The sequence below is a fragment of the Leucobacter luti genome (assembly GCF_050310065.1).
Lineage (GTDB): Bacteria > Actinomycetota > Actinomycetes > Actinomycetales > Microbacteriaceae > Leucobacter > Leucobacter luti_B.
This window is the reverse complement of sequence record NZ_CP190007.1, coordinates 2,087,538-2,111,261: the sequence shown is the minus strand read 5'-3', so window position 1 is coordinate 2,111,261 and position 23,724 is coordinate 2,087,538. Positions and strand designations below refer to the sequence as shown.

The window sequence follows — 23,724 nt, the reverse complement described above, 5'->3', positions numbered from 1 at the left end:
CCAGCGTAGCGGCTTGTGCGCGCGGGCGCAGATCCCCGGCTACGTGGTGAAGAGCAGGATCCCGTAGACCGCGAAGACGGCGAGGTGCATCGCGCCGTGGGTCGAGGTGAGTTTCGGCGCAGCCGTGGTCACGGCCGTCAGACCGATCGTGGCGATCAGGATCGCGAGCATCGCGGGCGTCTCGGCGAGGAGCACGGGGCTGCCCGTGATCGCTCCGATCGCGAGCACCGCGGGGATCGTGAGGCCGACGGTGGAGACGAGCGCGCCGAGGCAGAGATTGATGACCCGCTGGATCTCCCCGCCGCGCGCCGCGCGCACCGAGGTGATGGCCTCCGGCGCGAAGACGATGCTTGCGATGAGCGCGCCCGACAGTGCGGTGGGGGCGCCGATCCTGGCGATCCCGTCGTCGAGGAAGGTCGCCAGGTCGTGGGAGAGCAGCACGATCGGCACCATCGTCGCGACGAGGAGCAGGATCCGGGTCAGGATCTCGCTGCGATGCTCGCGGAGTACCTCGCCGACGGGGGTGCGCTCCTCGGCGTCGGCCTGCGGCGCGCCCGCGGCTCGCGCGCCCGCACCGGAGGAGGAGCCGACGGATGCGGACGCGGTCGCGGTCGCGGTCGCGATCGCGCGGACCTCGCGGAAGTCGCCGGCCTGCGCGCCGAGCTGCCGCCAGAGGAAGAAGACGTAGACGACAGCGGTGAGCCCCGCGACCGGGACAATCTGGGCGGGGCGGAGCGAACCATCCGCACCGGCCACTGCTGGGAGCACGAAGGCAAGCACGGACAGGATCCCGATCATCGCGACGTACTGACTTGTGCCGACGCGGTTGTGCGCGAGCCCGCCGCGGCGGCCGCCAACGAGCATCGACAGGCCGAGGACGAAACCCATGATGATGAGGGAAACCGCGGAGACGGAATCGCGGGCGATGGTCGCGTGCTCGCCCGGCCCGAGCATGACCGCGGCGATCAGGACGACCTCGATGATGACGATGGACAGGGTGAGCACAAGGCTGCCGTACGGGTCGCCCAGACGGTGGGCGAGCTGCTCGGCCTGCTCGACGACGCCGAACGCCGCGATGAGGATGACCACGATAATGCTGGCGAGGGCGATCCCCAGCACGGGGCCGGAAAGCGGGCCGGCCAGGACGTCATGGAGCAGGACGAGTGCAACGACTCCCGCCCAAGGAATGATGAGGCGGATGAGTGCGGCTGGCCCCAGGATCGAGCGAATCGAGGTGGCTGGTGTCGATGAGGTCACGATGAGAGTCGTTTCCGCGCGGCCGTCCGCGCCCTGTCGAATCGCCGGGGTGGCCGTCCAATCCCCGGTGTGCCGTAGAGCAGCGTGGTCCATCGTATCGAGCGAGCGTGATCATCGCATGTGCAGTCCCTCGGCGGTTGGACGAGATGTACAACAGTTCACGCATCGTTCACGCTGAGGTGCGCGAATGCGCAGTCCGGGCGGGCCCGTCGGCCTAGTGTGGTGGGTGACGCGCGGACCGTGAGGTGCTGCGCACGATGGGGATCCGGATCCGGATCCGGATCCGGATCCCGATCCCGATGCCGGACGACGAGCGAGGCGGGCGACATGGACCACGGCGAGCGGCCTTCCGCGCCGGGATCGGCTGTGCGGGGGAGCGCGGCCGAGGTGCTGCGGGTCTTTTTCCTGCTCGGGCTCACCTCGTTTGGCGGCCCCATCGCCCACCTCGGCTACTTCCGCAGGGAGCTCGTCGAACGGCGACGCTGGATCGGGGAGGAGCGGTACGCCGAACTCGTCGCGCTCTGCCAGTTCATCCCCGGGCCCGCGTCGAGCCAGCTCGGCTTCGCGCTCGGTCTCGGCCGCGCCGGCTGGCGAGGAGCCCTCGCGGCCTGGCTCGGATTCACACTCCCATCGGCCGTCGTCATGGGGCTTGCCGGGCTCGGGATCGCGCGGCTCGACGGCCCCATCGCGCGCGGTGCGCTCGCTGGGCTCGTCGCGGTGGCCGCGGCGGTCGTCGCGCACGCCGTCTGGAGCATGGCCCGCACCCTCACCCCCGATCTGCGCCGGATCCTGATCGCGATCCTGGCGGGGGCGATCGCGGTGCTGCTCCCGCTCCTCGCCGGGCCAGGGCTCCCAATCGCGTTCGGCCAGCCCGTCGCGATCGCGCTCGGGGCCGGGCTCGGGATCCTGCTCTGCAGGGCGGTCGCCGGGCCGGATCCTGCCGCAACGTCGCGGCGGTGCCGCGCGGACCTCGGCGCTGGCGACGGGCCCAGTTCTGGCAGCGGTCGGGTCGCCGTCCTCGCCCTCGCGATCCTGGCGCTCGTCGCTGTCGCGCTCCCGCTCGCGGCGCGGAGCACCGGTCTCAGCTGGGTCGCCATCGCCGACGCGTGCTTCCGCGCCGGGGCGCTGGTATTCGGCGGCGGCCACGTCGTGCTGCCGCTCCTCCAGGCGGAGCCGGCGATCGCGAACGCCGTTTCGCCCGGCGACTTCCTTGCGGGGTACGGCCTCGCACAGGCGATGCCTGGCCCGCTCTTCACCTTCGGCGCCTTCCTCGGTGCGTCGGGTGACGGCGGCTCGGCGACCCACTTCGTGCCGGGCATGCTCTCCGCGGCGGCGGCGCTTGTCGCGATCTTCCTGCCTGGCCTGCTGCTCCTCCTCGCTGCGCTGCCACTCTGGGAGCGGCTGCGGCGAAACGCCGTCGCCCGCGCGGCACTCGCGGGCGCGAACGCGGCGGTCGTCGGGATCCTCGCGGCGGCGCTCATCACCCCGATCATCTCGGAGGGGATCACGGGGCCCTGGGCCGCGCTCCTGGCCGCTGTCTGCCTCGGCCTGCTGCTCGCGCGCAGGGTGCCGGTGTGGCTCGTCGTGCTCCTCGGGGCGGGAGCCGGCGCCGCACTCGGCGCCTTCGGCCTGATCGGCTGAAGATTCGGCGAGACGGCTCCGCCTTCGGTGGCGCGACGCCAGCGTCGTTCGACGTGCCGCGGGGGAGTCGCTAGGCTGAGCTTCGTTGACATCTGTAGCGAAAAGGGGTGGGGAGATGGGCCGCGACCCGGCTCGGCATCCTGGCGCGCTCGGCGCCCTCCGCTCGCTGCTGCCTACGGCCGCCGACTATCGGGGGTTCCCGCGAACGCTGCGGTCCGACCTCCTCGCGGGCGTCACGGTCGGGATCGTGGCGCTGCCGCTCGCGCTCGCGTTCGGCGTGAGCTCTGGGGTGGGCGCTGAGGCCGGACTCGTCACCGCAATCGTCGCCGGCCTCATCGCGGCGGTGTTCGGGGGATCGAATGTCCAGGTCTCGGGGCCGACGGGGGCGATGGTCGTCGTGCTCGCACCGATCGTCGCGGCGCACGGCGTCGGTGCGGTCGCGATCCTGAGCCTCATGGCGGGCGCGCTCGTCGCGGTCGCGGGGCTTCTGCGCCTCGGCCGAGCGGTCGGCTTCATCCCGTGGCCCGTGATCGAAGGTTTCACCGCCGGGATCGGGGTCATCATCTTCCTGCAGCAGGTGCCGGCGGCGCTCGGCGATCCTGGCGGGGGAGCGGGGGAGCGCTCGACGAGCGCCGCCGTCGCGGCGTGGCAGACCCTGCTCGCGACCGACTGGGCGGCCGCGATCCTGCCGCTCGCAGTGGTGCTCGCGGTCGCGCTCGTGATGATCCTGCTGCCTCGGATCGCGCCCGCGATCCCGGCGTCCTTTGTCGCGATCCTGCTCGTCTCGATCGTGTCGGTCGTGGCGGGCCTGCCGCTCGCAACGATCGGGGAGCTGCCGCGCTCCTTGCCGCTGCCCGCGCTGCCCGAGTTCTCCCCGGGCGCGCTCGCGAGCCTCGCGGGTCCCGCCGTGGCCGTGGCCGCGCTCGCGGCGATCGAGTCCCTGCTCTCGGCCCGGGTCGCCGCGACGATGCGCGACACGGGGCGTTTCGACCCGGATCGGGAACTCCTCGGCCAGGGGCTCGCCTCGATCGCGTCCGGGCTCTTCGGCGGGATGCCCGCGACCGGAGCCATCGCCCGCACCGCGGTCAACGTGCGCAGCGGCGCGCGCACCCGCCTCGCGGCCATCGTGCACTCCGTCTTCCTGCTCCTCATCGTGCTGCTGCTCGGAAACCTGGTCTCCCGGATCCCGCTCGCCGCACTCGCCGGGGTGCTCGTCGTGACGGCGCTGCGCATGGTCGCTCCCTCAACGATCCGCCGCGTGCTGCGCGCGGGCCGCGCGAGCACGCTGCTCTTCTTCCTGACCCTCGGGGTCACGGTCGCGTTTGACCTGGTCGTGGCCGTGGTCGCGGGGCTCGCCGTCGCCGCCGTGCTCGCGCTGCGCGCGCTCAGCCTCGCGAGCGGTGCCGAACGTCAGCCGCTACCGGGGGAGCCCGCGCCCGGCGACGAGCGCATCGCCCTCTTCCAGCTGCGGGGCTCGCTCTACTTCGGCGCGGCCGAGCGGCTCGTCGACGACATCCTTACCGAACCGGGCGTCGACGTCGTAATCCTGCGCCTCTCCGGACTCCAACTCGTCGACGCGACCGGGGCAAACGCGCTCGCGGGCCTCGTCTCAGACCTCGAGCGCCGCGGCGCGACAGTGTTGATCAAGGGCATCCGCCCGGAGCACCGGCTCCTGCTCGAGCGCGTCGGCGTGATCTCCTCGCTCCGCCACCCGAACCACCTGTTCGCGGAGCTGGATCCCGCGCTCGCGCACGCCCGCTCGCACGTCGCGCGGGGGGAGTAGGTCACGGCGGCGCGGGGCGCGGCGCGGCGCTCCGCCGCGCCCCGCCCGCCGAGTCGGCCGTAAAGCCCCTTTCGTGGCGCTGATTGGGGCCTTTCGGCCGACTCGACCGCGGGAATGGGGCCTTTCGGCCGACTCGGGAGGAAATTTCCTGGGTTGTGGGTCTCGCGCCCGCGCTGCGGGCTCTCGGGCTGCTGCACCCGGGATCGCCGTCGAGTCGGCCGTAAAGCCCCATTCGTGGAGCTGATTGGGGCCTTTCGGCCGACTCGATCGCGGGAATGGGGCCTTTCGGCCGACTCGGCGCGCGGTGCAGGGGAGGAGCGGTGTAGATTCCGAATGTGCTGGGCGCTTGTGGGGCTCGGGCCAGCTGCGGGGCCGCGAGCGGCGAGCTGAACATGGGTGTCGCGGCGGCAATTCCTCTCGGCGGGATCATGCTGTCATCGGCGCTGGATCCGTGGTGCCTGCGCACGAGCTGGCGAAACGACCTGATCAGGCGCCGACCTGCAACACCGAAAGGCGCTGGGCCGGCGCGGGAAACCGCGCCGGGAGAGTGCCCGCATCCCTCTAAGCTGACATAATATAGATTATCAACCAACCCACACGCTCAGGCTGGCTCCGTGAGCAGCCGCGCATAGTTCCTCACCGAGCGGTTGTACTGCGGGAGCGTCGGCTCCAGCGCCTCGATGGCGACGCGCAGCGCCTCGTCCGGGCGGCCCGCGCTGTGGAGCGCGAGCGCGAGGAACACCGCGGGCGCCGCGCCCGTCGCGGGATGCTCGGGCGCCGCCCGCAGCATCGCGATCGCCTCGTCGGCGCGGCCGAGATTGCGGAGCGTTGAGGCGTGCTGGATCGCGAGACTCGCCGCGCGCGCCGGGTCGAGCGTTGCGAGTCCCGCGGCCGTCGCTGCAGCGTAGTGCACATCGGCCTGGGCCTCATAGCCAGCGGAGTCGTAGGCTCCCCCGAGCTCAAACTCGCCGAGCGCCGGGTGCGGCGCCTCGGCAGCGAGCTCACGGAATCGCGCGATGCGCTGCTCCGGATCCGAGTCCGGATCGGCCCATGCCTCGTCGACCGCGCGGTCCCATTCCTTTTGGTGCATGCGTCCCACCCTACGCGCAGGCCAAGGCAGCGGCGCCGAAAGCGCCCCGACTCCCCCGACACCCGGCCCGAAACGCACGATGCGGCGCGCAGCCGAGGCTGCGCGCCGCATCAGAGTGTCGCCGGGATTACCCGAAGAGGAACCAGTACGGATCCATGTAGGGCACATAGTAGGCGTTGCTGAAGCCCGGGATGACCTCGAAGTGGAGGTGGCAACCCGTGCTCGCGCCGGTCGTGCCGACGTAGCCGATGACCTGGCCCTGGCCCACGCGCTGGCCGAGCCCGACTGGCGGCCAACCGTTCAGGTGCGCGTAACGCGTCTGGTACCCGTCGTCCTGGTTCAGGTAGACCATGTTGCCGCCGAAGCTGTCGGCCCAACCGGAGAACGAGACCGTCCCGGAAACCGGGGCCACGACCGGAGTGCCACAGCCCGTGGCGAGGTCGATACCGGTGTGGTCAGGTCGTCCCGGCGGGCGGAATCCCTCGGAGATGTAGAAGCCGGAGGTGGGCAGCACCCAGCCACGGGAGCCGCTCGGCGTTCCGCCACCGCCGCCGCCGCCGCCACCGCCGCCGCCAGCGCCGCCACCACCGCCGCCGCCTCCTCCGCCACCGCCACCGGAGTTGGCAAGCTGCTCCTGGCGCTCGCGCTCGAGGCGCTCGCGCTCGGCCTGCTCCTGGCGGAGGCGCTCCTGGTAGCCCTCGACGGTCTTCGCCGTCGTGTCCTTCAGCGCGTCGAGCTTCACCTCGAGGTCGCGCTGCTGCGCCTCCTGCTCGCGCACCTTCGTGGCCTGCTGGTCGGCCGCAACGGCCGCGGCCTGCTCCTTCTCCTGCGCCACGCCGAAGAGGCGCTCGCGCTCGGCCTTCGCGGCGTCGGCCTGCTTGCCGAGCGACGCGGCGTTGTTTGCGGCCTGCTCGGCCTCGGAAGAGATCGCGGTGTTGCGCTCAGTCGCCTTAGACATCGAGGCCATGCGGTCGAGCAGCGCGTCCGCCGTGTCGGCGTCTGACTCGAGCATGAACTCCATGCTGCGGTCCACTCCCCCGGAGCGGTACATCTGCGCGACGACACTCGCGGCCTGCTCGGCAGCCGCGTCGGCCTCGTCCTGGCTCTTCGTCGCCTCCTTGTCGAGCGTGTCGGCTCGCCAGGCGGCGTCCTCGAACTCCTTCTGCGCCTTCTGCATGTCCTCGATCGCGGCGGAGTGCGCGTTGCGGAGCCTGGTCAGCTCGACCTGCCCGTCAGCGAGGAGCTGCTCGATCTCCTTGACCTTCGTTGCCGTCGCGGCCTCGTTGTTCTTCGCTGCCTGGACGTCGTCCCACGTGGGGAGATCCGCGGCGTACGCGGGGCTCATACCACCGATGAGGATCGCCCCGGTCATCGCGGCAACCGTCAGTGCAGCTAGGGTGCGCCGGCGCGGTGCGGCGTTTCGGCGGTGCATCTTCCTCCCAGGGGATTTCTGCTCAAGACGTACCCTGGCAGACTATCCCGCCCAGGAGAATCTCGCAGAGTACCTGGTCGGAGTGGCGTGTCTTCGGTGGAGTGCGCCCGAATGTGTCACGCAGCGTATCCATGACGCGACTCGACGGAGGCTACGCGCGGTCCGAACAGAGCAGCAGGAGCGCTCGCGCCGCAAGGATCCCCGCGGCGATGCTGCCGAACTGCCCGGCGCTCAGCATCATGCTCGCGTCGCCGTTCGCGGCCGCGACCGCGGCGAGCACGAGCGCCGCCGCCACCATCACCCAGCCGATGATCGCGAGGCCGACGGAGATGCTCCAACCCCCGATCGCGGATCCGCGCGAGTTCGCCGGCCGGATCAGGCACGCGAAGGCGAAGGCGATCGTACCGAGCGCGATCCCGCCCAGCACATCGCTCGGCCGGTGCCAGCCGTAGGCGAGCAACTGCCAGCCGACGGCGGAGAGCAGCACGGCGCCAGCGAGCGTCGCGAAGCCCCGGATCTTCGCGGGAACGGCCCAGATCAGGGCAGCCGTGAGCACCGTGAACACGGTCATATGCCCGCTCGGGAACGTATTGGGCGCGTCGAGCTCGAAGAGCTCCGGCCGCGTCAGCACGTGCAGCTTCAGCAGCTGCGACGCCGCGATCGCGAGCGCGGGAACGACCGTGACCACGATCGCGCGCTTGACCCCGTGCACCGCGAGGGCGATGAGCCCGATGACGAGCAGCGCGACCGCGACGCTCGGGATCGAGACGAGGTTCAGTGGCGGCGGCGGGCTCGTCGTGAACTCGGCCGCGTCCAGCACGCTGTCCTCGGCGCGCTGCCCCATCGCGTTCTGCACCCCGAGCAGGTACGAGCCTCCCCCGACCGCCAGCCAGAAGATCAAGAACCAGAGTGCCCGTGCGCGCCCCCCGCGCCTCCGCGTCACCGCTCGACGGCCTTCCGGTCGGCCGTTCGCACGGCCCACAGGGCGAGCGCGGCGGCGGTGGAGACGTTGAGCGAGTCGACGCCGTGCTCCATCGGGATCACGACCGAGCGGGCCGCCGAGGCGAGCGCGCGCCGGCTGAGCCCCTGGCCCTCGGTGCCGAAGAGCAGGGCCAGGCGCTCGGGCACGTCGTCGACGAAGTCGGCGAGATCCTGGGCATCATCTCGCAGCGCGAAGGCGGTGAGCTCGTAGCCCTCCTCGCGGAAGAGCGGGCCGGCCTCGCGCCAGTCCGGGATCCGGGCGTACGGCACCTGGAGCACGGCGCCCATGCTCACGCGCACGGCCCTCCGGTAGAGCGGATCGGCGCAGGCCGGCGATAGCAGCACGGCGTCCGCGCCGAGCGCGGCGACGGAGCGGAAGATCGCGCCGACGTTCGTGTGGTCCGCGAGGTCCTCGAGCACGACGACCCTGCGCGACGCGCGCAGCAGCTCGACGGGGTCGAGCGGATCCGGCCGGTGCATGGAGGCGAGCGCGCCGCGGTGCAGGTGGAAGCCCGTGAGCTCGGCGAGCTGGGCCGACTCCCCCACGTAGACGGGCACCTCGGGGTGCGCCTCGAGCAGGGGTTCGACCTTCGGCAGCCACTCCTCGAGGATCAGGACCGAGCGCGGCCGGTGCCCCGCGCGGAGCGCGCGCTCGATCACCTTCGGCGACTCGGCGAGGTAGAGGCCCTCCTCGGGCTCCCGCACGCGCCTGAGGGCGACGTCGGTCAGCTGCGTGTAGTCGGCGAGCTCGGGGATCCCCAGGTCGTCGATGCGTTCGATCCTCACGCGGCGGGACCGCCGCCCGCGTGCGCCGCCAGGAACTCCGCGATGGTCGCCCCCGCGTCGTCCGCGGCCTCGTAGTGCACGAGATGGCCCGTTCCCGGGATGATCCAGAGCTCGGAGCCCGCGATCCTGCGCTGCAGCTCGAGTTGCTTCGCGAGCGGGGTGATGTCGTCCCGCTCCCCCGCGATGAGCAGCACGGGCGCCGTGAAGGTGCCGGCGTACTCGAGCACGGTGTGCGACACGGAGGCGCGGAACGCCTGGAGCAGGGTTCCCGGATCGGAGAACACGCTGAAGTACTCGGCGTGCTGCCCGTGGATCCAGGATCGCAGCTCCCGGTCGCCCGTCTTGGCCATGACCTCGCTCATGACCCGCACGATGAGCGGGTTGCCGAGGAGGCCGCGCGCGGCGCGCTCCGGCAGCAGCTCGGCGCCCCGGTAGTAGGCGATCGCGAGCTGCGTGAGCAGGGCCTGCGGCCCCTCGAGGGCCGGCGCCGAGATCGGGTTCACGAGCAAGATGCTGTGCGCCCGCAGCCCGCCCGCGAGAGCGTTCGCGACGACGAGCGAGCCGAACGAGTGGCCCAGGATCCCGAAGCCATCAGGGGCAACGGCGGCCGCGAAGGCGCGCAGCCACTCGCCGTAGAGATCCAGGTCGTGCTCGCGGCCCGGGATCGCCGCGGACGCGCCGAAGCCCGGCAGATCCGGCACGATCGCGCGCACACTCGGCAGCCGCCGCACGACATCGCGGGCGAGGAGCTCGAGGCCGTGGTGGTCGCCCCGGAAGCCGTGCACGAGAATGAGCGGCGCCCCAGCGGGGTCGCCGTACTCCCAGAAGCGGGTCGTAGCGCCGAGAATCGGGGTCTCGGACGCGCGCGCCGCGGCGGGAACTTTCACGTGTTCAGGGGCAGAAGTCACGCGAAAAGTTTAGCCGCGACCCCTGGCAGAGACCTGCGACGCCCCGCCGTCGGCGCCCGACCCCGATAGCATTCTGGGAAAGGGAAAGGACCGCCGTGACCGACACTCTGCCCCTCTGGGCCGCGAACCTCGCCGTCTTCGACACCGAGACCACCGGGATCGACACTTCCGAGGCCAGGATCGTGAGCGCCACCGTCGCGCTGCTCGGCCCGGGCGGAGAGGTGCAGGAGCGCTACGACTGGCTGCTCGACCCCGGCGTCGAGATCCCGGAGGCCGCGGCACGCGTCCACGGCATCACGACCGAGGTCGCCCGCTCGAGCGGGATCGACGCCGCCGTCGGCGTGCGTCAGATCGTCGAGCAGCTGCTCGAGATGATCGAGCGCGGCTTCCCAGTCGTGGCCTACAACGCGCCCTTCGACCTCACGCTCGTCGCCGCCGAGGCCGCGCGACACGGCGTGCCCTGGCCCGCCGACCCCTCCCCGATCATCGACCCGCTCATCCTCGACAAGCAGTTCGACCGCTACCGCAAGGGCAAGCGCACGCTCGAGGCCGTGGCCGCGCACCACGGCGTCGAGATCGGGAACGCGCACGACGCCGGCGACGACGCGATCGCCGCCGGGCGCGTGCTGCAGCGGATCGCCGCGAAGTACGCCGACGTGATCCCGGGCGAGCTCGATCAGCTGCACACCGCGCAGATCGCCTGGGCGGCGGCGCAGGCCGAGAGCTTCCAGGAGTACATGCGCCGCGTGCGCGACCCATCCTTCATCGCGGACGGCCGCTGGCCGGTGCGCGGGCGCTGACGCCGCGGCACGCGAAAGGGGCCCGGATCCTGTGCGGATCCGGGCCCCTGTATGAGTCCCAGCAGGGACTGCAGCTGCTTAGGCGCCGAAGCCCTTGAAGCGCTGGTTGAACTTCTCGACGCGACCGGCCGAGTCCATGATGCGCTGCTTGCCCGTGTAGAACGGGTGCGAGGCGCTCGAGATCTCGACGTCGATGACCGGGTAGGTCTCGCCGTCGAGCTCGATGGTCTTGTCGCTGGTCATGGTCGAGCGCGTGAGGAACGTCTCGCCCGACGCCAGGTCGCGGAACACGATTGCGTTGTACTCGGGGTGGATGTCGGTCTTCATGAGTGTCCTTATATTCGCGTGTCGATGGTGCAATGAGCGCACCGAAGTCTTGCGGCATAACCGCGCCAAGGTTCTACTTTAGCAGAATCTCGGCCGGATTCGAACGCGGGCGCGTCGGCGATTCGCGACGCGGGCCGCTTACGGCCGCGCGATGGCGGCGTAGCGCCCGTCCGTCTCCGAGAGTTCGAAGCGCATGCCGAAGGTCGACTCGAGGTTCTCGGCCGTGAGCGTCTCGGCGATCGGGCCCTGGGCCGCGATCCGGCCGTCGCGCACCATGAGCACGTGGGTGAACCCGGGCGGGATCTCCTCGACGTGGTGGGTGACCATGATCATCGCGGGCGAGCTCGGCGACTGCGCAAAGCCCGAGAGCATCTGCAGGAGGCGCTCGCGGGCCCCGAGGTCGAGGCTCGCGCTCGGCTCGTCGAGCAGCAGGAGCTCGGGATCCGTCATGACGGCGCGCGCGATCATAGCTCGCTTCCGCTCGCCGTCGCTCAGCGTGCCGAACTTGTGGTCCGCGAAGTCGGCGAGGTCCCACTCGGCGAGGATGCGCTCGGCCTGGCGCACGTCGACGGCGTCGTACTCCTCGTTCCAGCGGCCCTCGACGGAGTACGCGGCGGTGAGCACCAGATCCCGCACCGTCTCGGTCGGCGGGATCCGGCGCGCGGTCGCCGAGGACACGAAGCCGATCCGGTTCCGCAGCTCGAACACGTCGACCGCGCCGAGCCGCTCGTCGAGCACCTCGACCTTGCCCTTCGACGGGTGGTCGCTCGCGCTCACGAGCTTCAGGAGCGTGCTCTTGCCCGCACCATTCGGCCCGAGGATGACCCAGCGCTGATCCTCGTCGACTGACCAGGAGACGTCGTCCAGGATCGGACGGCGGTCGCGCACGAATGAGACGTCGGTGAGGCGCAGCACGTTGACCATGAGGACCAGCCTAGCCACTCGCGGGCCGCTTCGGGTGCGGCACGCTGAGGCTGTGGAGGGCGGATCGGGGCGCGGCACTGCCTAGAATTGGGGGCATGACTGCCACTCCCCTCGTCGTGCTCGACTGTGACTCCACCACGATCCAGGACGAGGTGATCGAGCTCCTCGCCGACGCGGCGGGCAGCCGCGAGCTCGTCGCCGAGATCACGGAGCGTGCGATGCGCGGTGAGCTGGACTTTTCCTCGAGCCTGGCGGAGCGCGTCGCGACGCTCGCCGGCACCGACGAGTCGGTGTTCGGTGAGGCGTATGCGCGGGTGCGCCGCTCCCCCGGCATCGAGGCGCTCATCGCCGAGGTGCACCGCCGCGGGGGCAAGGTCGGGGTCGTCTCCGGAGGCTTCCACGAGGTGCTCGACCCGCTCGCGAAGGACCTCGGGCTCGACTTCTGGCGGGCGAACCGGCTCGAGGTGATCGACGGGAAGCTGAGCGGGCGCACGGTCGGGCCCGTGATCGACGCCGACGCGAAGGCCGCCGCGCTGCGCGAGTGGGCCGACGAGGCGGGGATCCCGCTCTCCGCGACCGTCGCGATCGGCGACGGCGCGAACGATCTGCGCATGATGGAAGTCGCGGGGATCAGCGTCTCCTACAACGGCAAGCCGCTCGTGCGGGAGCGCGCCGACGTCGCGATCGAGGACGACCTCGCGCTCGCGATCCCCCTCCTCGACCGCCTGACGCAGTAGCGCTGGCGCCGTTGGTGGGGCTGTTGTTAGCGATTTCGGGGCTTCGCGGCGCCCGCAACCCCCGAAATCGCTAACAACGAACGCGCACGCGCCCGCGCCGCAGCGGGCCGCGGGACAGGGCGGTTGTTAGCGATTTCGGTTCGTAAGACGCGGTATACGAACCGAAATCGCTAACAACCTCCGGCCTAGTGGCCCATGCCGAGGCCGCCGTCGACCGGGATCACGGCGCCCGAGATGTAGGCGGCGTCGTCGCCCGCGAGGAAGCTCGCGGCGCCCGCGATCTCCGCGACCTGGCCGAAGCGCCCGGCCGGGATCGTCGACAGGTACTGCTTCTGCTGCTCCTCGGGTAGCGCTGCCGTCATGTCGGTCTCGATGAAGCCGGGCGCGATCACGTTCGCCGTGATCCCGCGCGCCCCGAGCTCGCGCGTGAGCGAGCGGGCGAAGCCGACGAGCGCAGCCTTCGACGAGGAGTAGTTGATCTGCCCGGGCGAGCCGTACAGCGCGACGACGCTCGAGATCAAGATCACGCGCCCGAAACGCCCCTTGAGCAGCCCCTTGGCCGCGCGCTTCACGACGCGGAAGGTGCCGGTGAGGTTCGTGTCGATGACGCTCGAGAACTCCTCCTCCGACATGCGCAGCAGGAGGGTGTCCTTCGTGATCCCGGCATTTGCGACGACGACCTCGACGGGCCCGAGCTGCGCCTCGATCTCGGAGAATGCCGCGTCGATCGACGCGGAGTCGGTCATCTCGGCGCGCACGGTGAGCGAGCCCTCGGGGCCCTCGCCGGAGCGGGCGGTGACGGCGACGCGGTGGCCGTCCGCGATCATGCGCTCGGCGATCGCGTAGCCGATGCCGCGGTTGCCGCCGGTGACGAGCACGGTGCGGGAGGTGGTCATGTGGATCCTTCCATCGAACGGTCGCTGACCAGCCTAGGCGACGGCGCATTCCGACTGCTCCCCGCCGCGCGACGTTGTGGGCGTCGGCACAGCGAAACGGCATAGGCTTGTACGGACGAAAAGGGAGCGCATGCAGAAGAGTTTCAGCGTGACTTCGGCCGGGGTGAATCCAGCCGAGGATCGCGCGCACCGCATGCGCATGTACTTCATCGCGATGACTCTGCGCGTGGCCTGTGTCGCCTCCCTGTTCTGGCTGCGCGGTTGGTGGGTGCTGCTCGCTGCGGCCGGTGCGGTGCTCCTCCCCTGGTTCGCGGTCATGGTGGGCAACGCCGTCGCGCACAACCCGGGAGAGGCGCCTGACGCGCCGGCGCCGCAGCAGCTCGAGGGCGGGGCCCCGGCTCCGGAGCCCGTGGCCCGTCCCGCCGACGCGGTCATCGTCGTCGACGCCGAGCCGGTGCGCCGCGGCGCGGACCCCGGATCAGGATCCGGAGCAGCCCCCGGATCAGGATCCGGCGCGGGATCGGGCCCCGGATCAGGATCCGGCGCGCGCTTCGAGGCGCCCGCGGGCGGCGACCCCGCGCGCGACCTGGGCGACGACGCCACCGGGGGCGCGCCGTGAGCATCTCTTCGCTCGGGGCCATGCTCGGCGGGCCGACGCATCGTTTCGAGTGCTCGCGCGCGGGCTGCCGCGAGGCGGCCGTCTGGGCGATAGAGTGGCGAAACCCGAAGATCCATGCCGAGGATCGCCGGAAGACCTGGCTCGCCTGCGCCGAGCACCGCGAGGTGCTCGAGGAATTTCTTGCGGCCAGGAGTTTTCCACTCGAAGTGAAGAGCGTGAAGGATCTCGATGACTGACACCCGGACCGAGGAGGCGGCGCCCGCTCAGGCGGCGGCCGGCGCCGCGGGCCGCGCCGCGCGCCCTGAGGTCGGCTGGTCGTTCCTGCGCTCCCCGCGCTGGATCGGCTACTTCGCGATGCTGCTCGTCTTCTCGATCGCGTGCGTGTTCCTCGGCAACTGGCAGTTCGAGCGCCGCGCCGAGGCGCGCGCCGAGATCGCGAGGATCGACGCGAACTACGACGCGACCCCTGCCCCCCTCGCCGACGAGCTCACGACGCGCGACGCCTTCAAGCTCGACGCGCACAAGTGGCGCACCGTGTGGGTCGAGGGCGAGTACGAGGGAGACCCGTATCTCGCGCGCAACCGCCCGGGGCCGGCCGGCGTCGGGTCGGACCTGATCCAGGCGTTCCGCACGCAGGCGGGCGACGTGTTCTTCGTCGACCGCGGCTGGGTTCCCTTCGACGGCGCCGACGCCGAGAACGTGGACCTCAGCGCCCTCCCCCAGGCGCCGACGGGCGAGGTGCGGGTGGAGGCGCGGCTGCGGGCGTCCGAGCCCGCGATCCCGGGCCGCACGAGCGCGGGGCACTCGGTCGCGAGCATCGAGCTGCCTGAGCTGGCCGCGCTCACCGGCACCTCCGGCGAGGCCTACACCGGCGCCTACGGCATGCTCATTTCGGAGACACCAGCGGGCGAGCACGGCGTGCTGCCCGAGCGGCCGGCCCGCGACGAGGGGCCGCACCTGTCGTACGCGCTGCAGTGGTACGTGTTCATCATCATCGCCGGGATCGGCGTCGCGTATGCGGCGCGTCGCGAGTACCGCGGGCTCAACGCGGGCACCGAGGCCGTGCGCGAACTGGACCGGAAGTCGGCCGAACGGCGCAAGCGCCGCGGACCGAGCGACGCCGACGAAGAGGACGCCCTGCTCGATGCGTGACCGACGACTGGCCCGGTTGCTCGGGGCCCTCGCGATTGTTCCTGTGGTGATCGGGCTCGCTGCCTGCGCCTCGCCGCCGGATCCCGAGGAGACGAAGGACTCCCTCACCGAGGTGACGGCGGATCCGACGGCTCCCGAGGCCGCTGACGAATACTCGGCCGAGGCGAACCCCGAGCCGATCGTCGACCCGCTCGAGTGCTCGAACGAGCTCGTGATCACGGTGCGCGGCACCGCCGAGCCGCGCAAGAAGCAGCTGCTCGCGCCCGTCGCGAAGGAGATCACGGGGAAGCTCGCCGATGCGACCTCGACCGACATCGACTACCCGGCTGACACCGACATCAAGGAGGGTGGCACGATCGGGGTGCGCACCCTCGTCGACACGCTCAATGTGCAGAACGAGGAGTGCCCGGATCAGCGGTTTGTGCTGCTCGGCTACTCGCAGGGCGCGCTCGTGATCGGCGATGCGCTCGCGGATCCGGAGGCGCGCCTCGTGGGGGCGACCGTCGGCGAGGTCGACGAGTCGGCAGCCGACCGCGTCGCGGCGGTCGTACTGTACGGCAACCCGCGCTTCGTCGGAAGCGAGCCGTACGACGCTGGGAGCTTCGACCCGGCGCTGAACGGGATCCTGCCGCGCCCCGTGGGGGCCCTCGAAGAGTATGCGGGGCGGATCCGGGATTATTGCGTCGACCAGGACTTTGTGTGCCAGTCGTCGTTTGAGCTCAACGAGGAGGGGCACGTCTCGTACTACTCCAACGGGATGACCGAGGAGGGTGCCGAGTATGCGCTCGCGACGCTCCGCGCCCTCACCCCGAAGTCGGCGCAGCCGACGGAGTAGCGCCCGGCGCCCGCCTAGGCCAGCTCGATGAGCTCGAGGTACTCCTTGGACCAGTGATCCTCGGTCGCCTCCGGCATGATGAGCACGCGCTCCGGATTCAGCGCCTCAACCGCGCCAGCATCGTGCGACACGAGCACGACCGCGCCCGTGAAGTGCGCGAGCGCGTCCAGAATCTCCTCGCGGCTCGCCGGATCCAGGTTGTTCGTCGGCTCGTCGAGCAGCAGCACGTTCGCCGACGACACCACAAGCATCGCGAGCGCGAGCCGCGTCTTCTCGCCGCCCGACAGCACCCCGGCCGGCTTCAGCACGTCGTCCCCCGTGAACAGGAACGAGCCCAGCACCTTGCGCGCCTCGGTCTCCGTCAAGTGCTGCGACACCGACACCATGTTCTGCAGCACGCTCGCCTTCACGTCGAGCGTCTCGTGCTCCTGCGCGTAATATCCGACCTTCAGGCCGTGACCGGCCACAATCTCGCCCGTATCCGGCTTGTCCACCTGCGCGAGCAGGCGCAGCAGTGTCGTCTTGCCCGCGCCGTTCAGGCCGAGCACCACGACCTTCGAACCCCGGTCGATCGCGAGATCAACGCCGGCGAAAATCTCGAGCGAACCATACGACTTCGAGAGCCCCTGCGCCATGAGCGGGGTCTTCCCGCACGGCGCCGGCTCCGGGAAGCGCAGCTTCGCCACGCGATCCACCTGGCGCACATCGTCAAGCCCGGACAGCATGCGCTCAGCGCGCGCCACCATCTGGTGCGCCGCCGCAGCCTTCGACGCCTTCGCCCCGAAACGCGCCGCCTGATCCTTCAGCGCGGAAGCCTTCTTCTCAATGTTGCTGCGCTCCTTGCGGCGCCGCTCCTCGTCGGCCGCCCGCTGCCGCAGATACAGCTTCCACGTCATGTTGTAAATGTCGATGACCTGGCGATTCGCGTCCAGATAGAAGACCCGGTTCACGGTCTCCCCCACCAGATCGATATCGTGGCTGATCACGATCAGCCCGCCCTTGTAGCTCTTCAGGAACTCGCGCAGCCACACGATCGAGTCAGCGTCCAAGTGGTTCGTCGGCTCATCCAGGATCATCGTCCCCGCATCCGAGAACAGGATCCGCGCAAGCTCAATCCTGCGCCGCTGACCGCCGGACAGCGTCTTCAATGGCTGATCCAGGATCCGATCCGGCAACCCCAGATTGTGCGAGATCGACGCCGCCTCAGACTCCGCGGCATAGCCACCCAGCGCGTGAAAACGATCCGTCAGATTGCCGAAGCGCTTCATCGCCTTATCAGCAACCGCCGGATCCTCCGACGCCATATCCTCCGTCGCCTGCGCAATATTCTTGGTCAGTGTGCCCAGCCCGCGCGCATCAAGGATCCGGTGCCGAGCCAGCTGCTCCGGATCCCCCGTGCGCGGATCCTGCGGCAAAAACCCCAGCTCACCAGACACCGTGATGTGTCCCTCAGCGGGCTGTAACTCCCCCGACAGCGTGCGTGTCAACGTCGTCTTGCCGGCGCCATTGCGCCCGACCAGGCCGATCTTGTCGCCCGGATTCACGCGGAACGTGACATCCGACATGAGGCGGCGGGCGCCGACATCAATCGCGAGGCCCTCGACCGTGATCATTGTTGGTTCCTTTGGTGTTGTGAGTGGGAAGTGGGGACGTGAGTCGGGGATCCCCTCTGGTGGAGTGGATCCCCGGTGCATCGTTTTGGTTTTGCGTTGGCGCCGCGACCGCTTCGCGGCGCGGCTTTCGTGCGACGGGCGTGACAGGCGGCAACCCGCCTCGACCGCTTCGCGGCGAGGCTTTACGCCGACGGGCGTGAGAGGCCGAAAAAGCCCGCCTCGACCGCTTCGCGGCGAGGCTCGGCGCGACGAGCCTGACAGGCCTCAAACCCCGCCTCGACCGCTTCGCGGCGAGGCTCGGCGTGAAATTGGCGGGAACCGCCGTAGATCCTTTGCGCACTGCAGCTGCCTTCGGCAGCGCGCTCGGTTGGGGAGAGCCCACTGGGCTCTCCCCTGGCTCGAGTGTTAGATCGCGAAACCGAGCGCGCGCATCATATCGCGGCCGTCGTCGGTGATGCGCTCCGGCGTCCACGGCGGCATCCACACCCAATTGATGCGGAACGCCGCGACGAGGCCGTCAAGCGCCTCCGCGATGTCATTCTCGATCACGTCGGTGAGCGGGCACCCCGCGCTCGTCAGCGTCATGCTGATCACGAGCGCGTCGTGCTCCTCATCGAAGGCCAGATCATAAATCAGGCCCAGATCGACAATGTTGACGCCGAGCTCGGGATCCGACACATTCTTGAGCGCCTCAGTGGCCTGCTCGCGAAACTCCGGATCGATCGACTGCGGAACGTGGACGGTTTCCTCGGACATGCGCCTAGCCTACGCCTTGGTGAGGAAGCGGTCGTAGCCCTCTTCCTCGAGGCGGTCAGCGAGCTCACGGCCGCCCTCCTCCGCGACGCGTCCATCAACGAAGACGTGCACGAAGTCCGGCTTGATGTAGCGAAGGATGCGCGTGTAGTGCGTGATCAGCAGAACACCCAGGTCGGTGGTCTCCTTCGCGCGGTTCACGCCCTCCGAGACGACCTTCAGCGCGTCAACGTCGAGACCCGAATCGGTCTCGTCGAGCACCGCAAACTTCGGCTTCAGCAGCTCGAGCTGCAGGATCTCATTGCGCTTCTTCTCGCCGCCCGAGAAGCCCTCGTTGACGTTACGCGCCGCGAACGACTCGTCCATGCGCAGGTTCGCCATGGCCTCCTTGACGTCCTTCATCCACGTCCGGATCGCCGGCGCCTCGCCGTCGATCGCGGTCTTCGCGGTGCGCAGGAAGTTCGCGTTCGTCACGCCCGGGATCTCGACCGGGTACTGCATGGCGAGGAAGAGGCCGGCCTGGGCGCGCTCGTCCACCTCCATGTCGAGCACCTCTTCGCCGTCGAGCAGGATCGATCCGCTCGTGACCTCGTAGCGCGGGTGCCCCGCGACGGCGTAGGCGAGGGTCGACTTGCCCGAACCGTTCGGGCCCATGATCGCGTGGGTTTCACCCTGCTTGATCGTGAGGTCGACACCCTTCAGGATCTTCTTCGCACCCTGATCAGTCTCGACGCTGACGTGCAGGTCCTTGATTTCAAGAACGGAGCTCATTGTTCAATCTCTTTCGTAACGTTGGGATCGATGTACACGTCGCCGTCTTCGATTTCGACGACGTACACGGGGACCGGCTCATACGCCGGCAGATTCTGTGGGATGCCGGTGCACAACGAGAAGGCCGAGCCGTGGGCCCAGCACTCCAGCGTGTCGCCCTCGACGAACCCCTCGGACAGGCTGATCTGCCCGTGACTGCAGGTATCGCCAATGGCGTGCACCGTGCCGCTTGAGTCGAGGACGACCGCGATGGGGACGTCCTCGACCACGACGCGCGTCGCCTGATCCTGAACCAGATCAGCGAGCGCGAGCACCTGATGTCGAGCCACTCACGCGCCCTTCGACGCGACCATGACGCTCTCGGCGAGCTCGGCCTCGACGGCGGCCTGGAGCCGCTCCTCGGTCGCCTCGTCACCAATCTGCGCGATGACCTCAAGCAGGAAGCCGCGCACGACGAGCTTGCGGGCCTCCTCCTCCGAGATGCCGCGGCTCTGCAGGTAGAAGATGTGCTCGTCGTCGAAGCGGCCCGTCGCTGAGGCGTGACCCGCGCCAGCGATGTCGCCGGTCTCGATCTCGAGGTTCGGGATCGAATCCGCGCGGGTGCCCTCCGAGAGCACGAGGTTGCGGTTCTGCTCGTAGCTGTCCGTGCCGTTCGCGCTGTTGCGGATCAGCACGTCGCCGATCCACACCGTGTGCGCGCCCTCGCCCTGCAGCGCACCCTTGTACGTGACGCGGCTGCGGGTGTGGGGAGCATCGTGGTCCATGTAGACCTGGTGCTCCAGGTGCTGGCCGGCGTCAGCAAAGTAGGCGCCGAGTGCCTCGCCGTTCGCGCCCTCGGTGTCGAGGTGGATCGACGGGTTGAGACGCACGATCTCGCCGCCGAGCGAGACGACGATGTGGGTGAGCGACGCGTCGCGCCCCACGGTCGCGTAGTGGCTCGCGAGGTGGATCGCGTCGTCCGCCCACTGCTGCACGCTCACGAGCGTGAGCTTCGCGCCCTCGCCCACGACGATCTCGACGTTCTCCGAGAGCTGGGCCGAGCCCGAGTTCTCGAGGATCACGAGGCCGCGGCTGTTCGGGGCAGCCTCGATGACCGTGTGCGCGGCGCGGGGAGCCGCGTCAAGCGAATCGCGCGTGATCACCGCGGTGACCTGCTTCTCCGCCGTGACGGTGACGAGATGGGCCTCCTGGAACGAGCCCCAGGCCGCGGCAGCGCCGCGCTCCTCTGGGATCCCAGCGCGCCCGATGCGGGCGTCGTCGCGGGCGATCCACTCGGATGCGACCCCCGCGACCTCGGTCACGGAGACCGGGAGGCGCGAGCCGTCGAGCTCGCCGTTCAGCAGCGCGTCGAGCTTTGCCACGGGCGTGAACTTCCACACGGCCTCGCGGCCGGTTACGACCGGGAAGTCGGCGACGTCGGTCGACTTCGGGCGATCCGAGCGGGTCTGCACCGGGGCGCGGTTCGCCCAGTCGCCGTCCGAGTGCGCCTTCATCCCGTGCTGGGCGGTGTCCTGGGTAGCAACAGCTTCGGTCATTATCCGACGGATCCTTCCATGCCCATCTCAATGAGCTTGTTCAGTTCGAGGGCGTACTCCATGGGCAGCTCGCGCGCGATCGGCTCGATGAAGCCGCGCACGATCATCGCCATGGCCTCTTCCTCCGCAAGTCCGCGGCTCATCAGGTAGAAGAGCTGGTCCTCGCTGACGCGCGAGACCGTGGCCTCGTGGCCGAGCTCGGCGTCATCGGTGCGAATGTCGATCGCGGGGTACGTGTCGCTGCGAGAGATCGTGTCGACGAGCAGCGCGTCGCAGACGACCGAGTTGGCGGCGTGGTGCGCCCCGGCGTCGACGCGGACCTCGCCGCGGTAGCCGGTGCGGCCGCCGCCGCGGGCGATCGACTTCGAGAGGATCGACGACTTCGTGTGCGGTGCGAGGTGGATCATCTTCGCGCCGGCGTCCTGGTGCTGGCCGGGGCCTGCGAACGCGACGGAGAGGGTCTCGCCCTTGGCGTGCTCGCCCGTGAGGTAGATCGAGGGGTACTTCATGGTGACCTTCGAGCCGATGTTGCCGTCGACCCACTCCATGGTGGCACCCTCTTCGGCGATCGCACGCTTGGTGACGAGGTTGTAGACGTTCGTCGACCAGTTCTGAATCGTGGTGTAGCGAACGCGCGCGTTCTTCTTCACGATGATCTCGACGACGGCCGAGTGCAGCGAGTCCGACTTGTAGATCGGCGCCGTGCAGCCCTCGATGTAGTGGACGTAGCTGTCCTCGTCGGCGATGATGAGCGTGCGCTCGAACTGGCCCATGTTCTCCGTGTTGATGCGGAAGTAGGCCTGGAGCGGGATCTCGACGTGGACGCCCTTCGGGACGTACACGAACGAGCCGCCCGACCAGACGGCCGTGTTGAGCGCGGCGAACTTGTTGTCGCCCGACGGGATCACGGTGCCGAAGTACTGCTCGAAGATCTCCGGGTGCTCCTTGAGCGCCGTGTCGGTGTCGAGGAACAGGACGCCCTGCGACTCGAGATCCTCGCGGATCTGGTGGTACACAACCTCCGACTCGTACTGGGCCGCGACACCAGCGACGAGGCGCTGACGCTCAGCCTCGGGGATCCCGAGCTTCTCGTACGTCTCCTTGATGTCGTCCGGAAGCTCTTCCCAGGTGGTGGCCTGCTTCTCGGTCGAGCGAACGAAGTACTTGATGTTGTCGAAGTCGATCTCCGTGAGATCGGCGCCCCACGTCGGCATGGGCTTGCGGCCGAAGATCTGCAGTGCCTTCAGGCGTCGCTGCAGCATCCACTCGGGCTCGCTTTTCAGTGCTGAGATCTCACGCACGACCTGCTCACTGAGGCCCCGCTTGGCAGCGGCTCCGGCCTCATCGCTGTCGTGCCAGCCGAATTCGTACTGACCCAAGCCTTCGAGCTCGGGTCGGTCGATCAGAACCTCTGGCATGATCCCTCCATAATTTTCGTCTTGCGAGAAACCCGGCGAGTCCGACAGAATCGAAAATTGCATCCTGCCGCGCGCACGCGTGGGCTCCCTGCAGCGGTGCAGTAGTCTGGGCTTCGGACGGAATCGCCATGGACGGGTGCTCGCACTCCGTCGCGGATGGCCGATTCGCCGTACGCAACCACAGCTTCCTATCTTACAGCCTTCGCGGAGTTTCCGGGAGGGGCGCGCCACAGCCGTGGGCATGGGAAGAAGTCCTGAGAGGAGCCACGTTGGCCAGCCCGAGCATCGCAGAATCCGCGCCTCGAAAGAGCAGGCTCTCGGCCTGGACGCCGGATCGGGTGACGTCGCGCGTGCGCGGCTTGGCCTGGTGGGTGTTCGTGACCCAGGTCCTCATCGTCGCGACCGGCGGCGCGGTGCGCCTCACCGGCTCTGGCCTCGGCTGCAACACGTGGCCCAAGTGCACCGCCGACTCCTTCGTCCACAACCCCGCGATGGGGATCCACTCGTACATCGAATTCGGCAACCGCACGCTCTTCTTCCTGCTTGAGGTCGTCGCGATCCTCGCGTTCATCGCCGTGTGGCGCTTCCGCAAGCAGCGCCGCGACCTGTTCTGGCTCACCTTCGTGCCGGCGCTCAGCGTCTTCATCCAGGCGATCCTGGGCGGGATCACGGTGCTGACCGGGCTGAACCCCTACGTCGTCGGCCTGCACTTCCTGGTCAGCGCCGTGCTCGTGATGCTCGCGGCGCTCCTGGTGCTGCGGGTCTACAGCGGGCCAGGCCCGCGCCGGGTCAACGTCTCCGCGCCGCTCCTCCAGAACGTCTGGATCGCGTTCGTGTTCGGCATGATCGCCGTCTCGCTCGGGATCCTGACCACGGGATCCGGCCCGCACGCCGGCGACGGCGGCGCGGCCCGCAACGGCCTCGACTCGGAGATGCTCCAGACGATCCACGCCGTGTCCGCCTACGCGACGCTCCTGTTCACAGGCGTTTCCTGGTTCCTGGCGCGCGGAGAGCGCTCGCACCGGGTCGAGCTCTGGGCCGGCTCAACGATCGGCGTGATCGTGATCCAGATCTTCGTGGGCGTCGCGCAGGCGAGGCTGTCGCTGCCGCCCGTGCTCGTGGGGATCCACATGGTGCTCGCCTGCCTGCTCGCGGCCGGGCTCTTCCTGATGCTCGTGGAGACGCGCCAGCGCGTGGGCGGTGCGCGAGCTGCGCTCGCTCGGTAATCTGCGCTTCCGGGCGCGGGCGTGCGAGCGACTGCAGGTTTTCGCGCGCCCGGCCCCGGCCGGGCCTCCGCGATCTGCCGTCGTTCGCAAGTTTTCGGCGTGGATCGTGCGAGCGACTGCAGAATTGCGATCGAGCGCAGGGCTGGGTGCCCGCGCTGCGCTGCCGCGGGGTTGATCCGGCGCTCCCCCACGCTCGTTCCGAGATCTGCGCTCGTTCGCAAGTTTTTAGGGTGCGAATGA

24 protein-coding genes are annotated in these 23,724 nt (G+C 69.6%); 9 read left to right on the top strand and 15 right to left on the bottom strand.

Annotated elements, in window-relative coordinates:
* Nucleotides 1-39: 39 nt before the first annotated feature.
* Nucleotides 40-1,257: a calcium:proton antiporter gene (locus tag ACOPJ3_RS09650; protein ID WP_427868967.1), complete on the bottom strand. Its 1,218-nt coding sequence runs from the start codon at nt 1,255-1,257 to the stop codon at nt 40-42.
* 222 nt (nt 1,258-1,479) lie between these two features.
* Between ACOPJ3_RS09650 and chrA the strand changes: the two genes are divergently transcribed.
* Both chrA and ACOPJ3_RS09640 read left to right on the top strand, forming a co-directional pair.
* Nucleotides 1,480-2,898 carry a chromate efflux transporter gene (gene chrA, locus ACOPJ3_RS09645; RefSeq protein WP_427868966.1) on the top strand — a complete coding sequence of 473 codons (1,419 nt, stop codon included), beginning with the start codon at nt 1,480-1,482 and terminating at the stop codon, nt 2,896-2,898.
* A 115-nt stretch (nt 2,899-3,013) separates the two neighbouring features.
* Entirely contained in the window at nt 3,014-4,681 is a 1,668-nt protein-coding gene (locus ACOPJ3_RS09640; RefSeq protein ID WP_427868965.1) for a SulP family inorganic anion transporter, read from the top strand.
* Nucleotides 4,682-5,282: 601 nt separating this feature from the next.
* Here the strand turns inward: ACOPJ3_RS09640 and ACOPJ3_RS09635 are convergent.
* From ACOPJ3_RS09635 to ACOPJ3_RS09615, 5 genes are all read right to left on the bottom strand, one after another.
* The gene (locus ACOPJ3_RS09635) at nt 5,283-5,771 is read right to left on the bottom strand and encodes a tetratricopeptide repeat protein (RefSeq protein ID WP_427868964.1); all 489 of its coding nucleotides are present in this window, start codon (nt 5,769-5,771) and stop codon (nt 5,283-5,285) included.
* A gap of 127 nt (nt 5,772-5,898) precedes the next feature.
* Nucleotides 5,899-7,143, bottom strand: a complete 1,245-nt coding sequence (locus tag ACOPJ3_RS09630; protein ID WP_427868963.1) for a M23 family metallopeptidase — start codon at nt 7,141-7,143, stop codon at nt 5,899-5,901.
* Nucleotides 7,144-7,354: 211 nt separating this feature from the next.
* Nucleotides 7,355-8,104, bottom strand: a complete 750-nt coding sequence (locus tag ACOPJ3_RS09625) for a phosphatase PAP2 family protein (protein WP_427868962.1) — start codon at nt 8,102-8,104, stop codon at nt 7,355-7,357.
* Between the two features lie 38 nt (nt 8,105-8,142).
* Nucleotides 8,143-8,970 carry a TrmH family RNA methyltransferase gene (locus tag ACOPJ3_RS09620; RefSeq protein WP_427868961.1) on the bottom strand — a complete coding sequence of 276 codons (828 nt, stop codon included), beginning with the start codon at nt 8,968-8,970 and terminating at the stop codon, nt 8,143-8,145.
* Nucleotides 8,967-9,878, bottom strand: coding sequence for an alpha/beta fold hydrolase (locus ACOPJ3_RS09615; protein WP_427868960.1), 912 nt, complete (start codon nt 9,876-9,878; stop codon nt 8,967-8,969). The genes ACOPJ3_RS09620 and ACOPJ3_RS09615 overlap by 4 nt, the downstream gene beginning before the upstream one ends.
* Nucleotides 9,879-9,973: 95 nt before the next feature.
* On the opposite strand from ACOPJ3_RS09615, the gene ACOPJ3_RS09610 reads away from it, so the two are divergent.
* The gene (locus ACOPJ3_RS09610) at nt 9,974-10,678 is read left to right on the top strand and encodes an exonuclease domain-containing protein (RefSeq protein WP_427868959.1); all 705 of its coding nucleotides are present in this window, start codon (nt 9,974-9,976) and stop codon (nt 10,676-10,678) included.
* Between the two features lie 78 nt (nt 10,679-10,756).
* Here the strand turns inward: ACOPJ3_RS09610 and ACOPJ3_RS09605 are convergent, their stop codons facing one another.
* Together ACOPJ3_RS09605 and ACOPJ3_RS09600 are read right to left on the bottom strand one after the other, a co-directional pair.
* The gene (locus ACOPJ3_RS09605) at nt 10,757-11,005 is read right to left on the bottom strand and encodes a type B 50S ribosomal protein L31 (protein WP_427868958.1); all 249 of its coding nucleotides are present in this window, start codon (nt 11,003-11,005) and stop codon (nt 10,757-10,759) included.
* A gap of 138 nt (nt 11,006-11,143) precedes the next feature.
* Entirely contained in the window at nt 11,144-11,929 is a 786-nt protein-coding gene (locus tag ACOPJ3_RS09600; RefSeq protein ID WP_427871204.1) for an ABC transporter ATP-binding protein, read from the bottom strand.
* 95 nt (nt 11,930-12,024) lie between these two features.
* On the opposite strand from ACOPJ3_RS09600, the gene serB reads away from it, so the two are divergent.
* Entirely contained in the window at nt 12,025-12,666 is a 642-nt protein-coding gene (gene serB / locus ACOPJ3_RS09595; RefSeq protein WP_427868957.1) for a phosphoserine phosphatase SerB, read from the top strand.
* Nucleotides 12,667-12,851: 185 nt separating this feature from the next.
* Here serB and fabG read toward each other — a convergent pair whose 3' ends face one another.
* Nucleotides 12,852-13,562 (bottom strand): 3-oxoacyl-ACP reductase FabG, encoded by a 711-nt coding sequence (gene fabG, locus ACOPJ3_RS09590; RefSeq protein WP_427868956.1) that lies wholly within the window; start codon nt 13,560-13,562, stop codon nt 12,852-12,854.
* Nucleotides 13,563-13,692: 130 nt separating this feature from the next.
* Between fabG and ACOPJ3_RS09585 the strand changes: the two genes are divergently transcribed.
* Genes ACOPJ3_RS09585 through ACOPJ3_RS09570 form a run of 4 tightly spaced genes read left to right on the top strand, consistent with a single transcriptional unit; the run spans nt 13,693 to nt 16,168 of the window.
* Nucleotides 13,693-14,181, top strand: coding sequence for a DUF3099 domain-containing protein (locus ACOPJ3_RS09585; RefSeq protein WP_427868955.1), 489 nt, complete (start codon nt 13,693-13,695; stop codon nt 14,179-14,181).
* Between the two features lie 20 nt (nt 14,182-14,201).
* The gene (locus tag ACOPJ3_RS09580; RefSeq protein ID WP_427871203.1) at nt 14,202-14,417 is read left to right on the top strand and encodes a hypothetical protein; all 216 of its coding nucleotides are present in this window, start codon (nt 14,202-14,204) and stop codon (nt 14,415-14,417) included.
* On the top strand, nt 14,410-15,333 hold the full coding sequence (locus ACOPJ3_RS09575; RefSeq protein WP_427868954.1) for an SURF1 family protein: 924 nt from the start codon (nt 14,410-14,412) through the stop codon (nt 15,331-15,333). The genes ACOPJ3_RS09580 and ACOPJ3_RS09575 overlap by 8 nt, the downstream gene beginning before the upstream one ends.
* Entirely contained in the window at nt 15,326-16,168 is an 843-nt protein-coding gene (locus ACOPJ3_RS09570) for a cutinase family protein (RefSeq protein ID WP_427868953.1), read from the top strand. The genes ACOPJ3_RS09575 and ACOPJ3_RS09570 overlap by 8 nt, the downstream gene beginning before the upstream one ends.
* Nucleotides 16,169-16,182: 14 nt before the next feature.
* Here the strand turns inward: ACOPJ3_RS09570 and ACOPJ3_RS09565 are convergent, their stop codons facing one another.
* The 6 genes from ACOPJ3_RS09565 to sufB form a co-directional block, all read right to left on the bottom strand.
* The gene (locus ACOPJ3_RS09565) at nt 16,183-17,781 is read right to left on the bottom strand and encodes an ABC-F family ATP-binding cassette domain-containing protein (RefSeq protein ID WP_427868952.1); all 1,599 of its coding nucleotides are present in this window, start codon (nt 17,779-17,781) and stop codon (nt 16,183-16,185) included.
* A 405-nt stretch (nt 17,782-18,186) separates the two neighbouring features.
* On the bottom strand, nt 18,187-18,537 hold the full coding sequence (locus tag ACOPJ3_RS09560; protein ID WP_427868951.1) for a metal-sulfur cluster assembly factor: 351 nt from the start codon (nt 18,535-18,537) through the stop codon (nt 18,187-18,189).
* A 9-nt stretch (nt 18,538-18,546) separates the two neighbouring features.
* The gene (gene sufC, locus ACOPJ3_RS09555; RefSeq protein ID WP_427868950.1) at nt 18,547-19,305 is read right to left on the bottom strand and encodes a Fe-S cluster assembly ATPase SufC; all 759 of its coding nucleotides are present in this window, start codon (nt 19,303-19,305) and stop codon (nt 18,547-18,549) included.
* A complete protein-coding gene (locus ACOPJ3_RS09550; protein WP_427868949.1) occupies nt 19,302-19,634 on the bottom strand; it encodes a non-heme iron oxygenase ferredoxin subunit in 333 nt (110 codons plus the stop codon). Before ACOPJ3_RS09550 ends, sufC begins: the two co-directional genes overlap by 4 nt.
* On the bottom strand, nt 19,635-20,840 hold the full coding sequence (gene sufD, locus ACOPJ3_RS09545; RefSeq protein WP_427868948.1) for a Fe-S cluster assembly protein SufD: 1,206 nt from the start codon (nt 20,838-20,840) through the stop codon (nt 19,635-19,637).
* Entirely contained in the window at nt 20,840-22,258 is a 1,419-nt protein-coding gene (gene sufB / locus ACOPJ3_RS09540) for a Fe-S cluster assembly protein SufB (RefSeq protein WP_427868947.1), read from the bottom strand. Before sufB ends, sufD begins: the two co-directional genes overlap by 1 nt.
* Nucleotides 22,259-22,527: 269 nt before the next feature.
* Between sufB and ACOPJ3_RS09535 the strand changes: the two genes are divergently transcribed.
* Nucleotides 22,528-23,484 carry a COX15/CtaA family protein gene (locus ACOPJ3_RS09535; protein WP_427868946.1) on the top strand — a complete coding sequence of 319 codons (957 nt, stop codon included), beginning with the start codon at nt 22,528-22,530 and terminating at the stop codon, nt 23,482-23,484.
* Nucleotides 23,485-23,724: the final 240 nt, after the last annotated feature.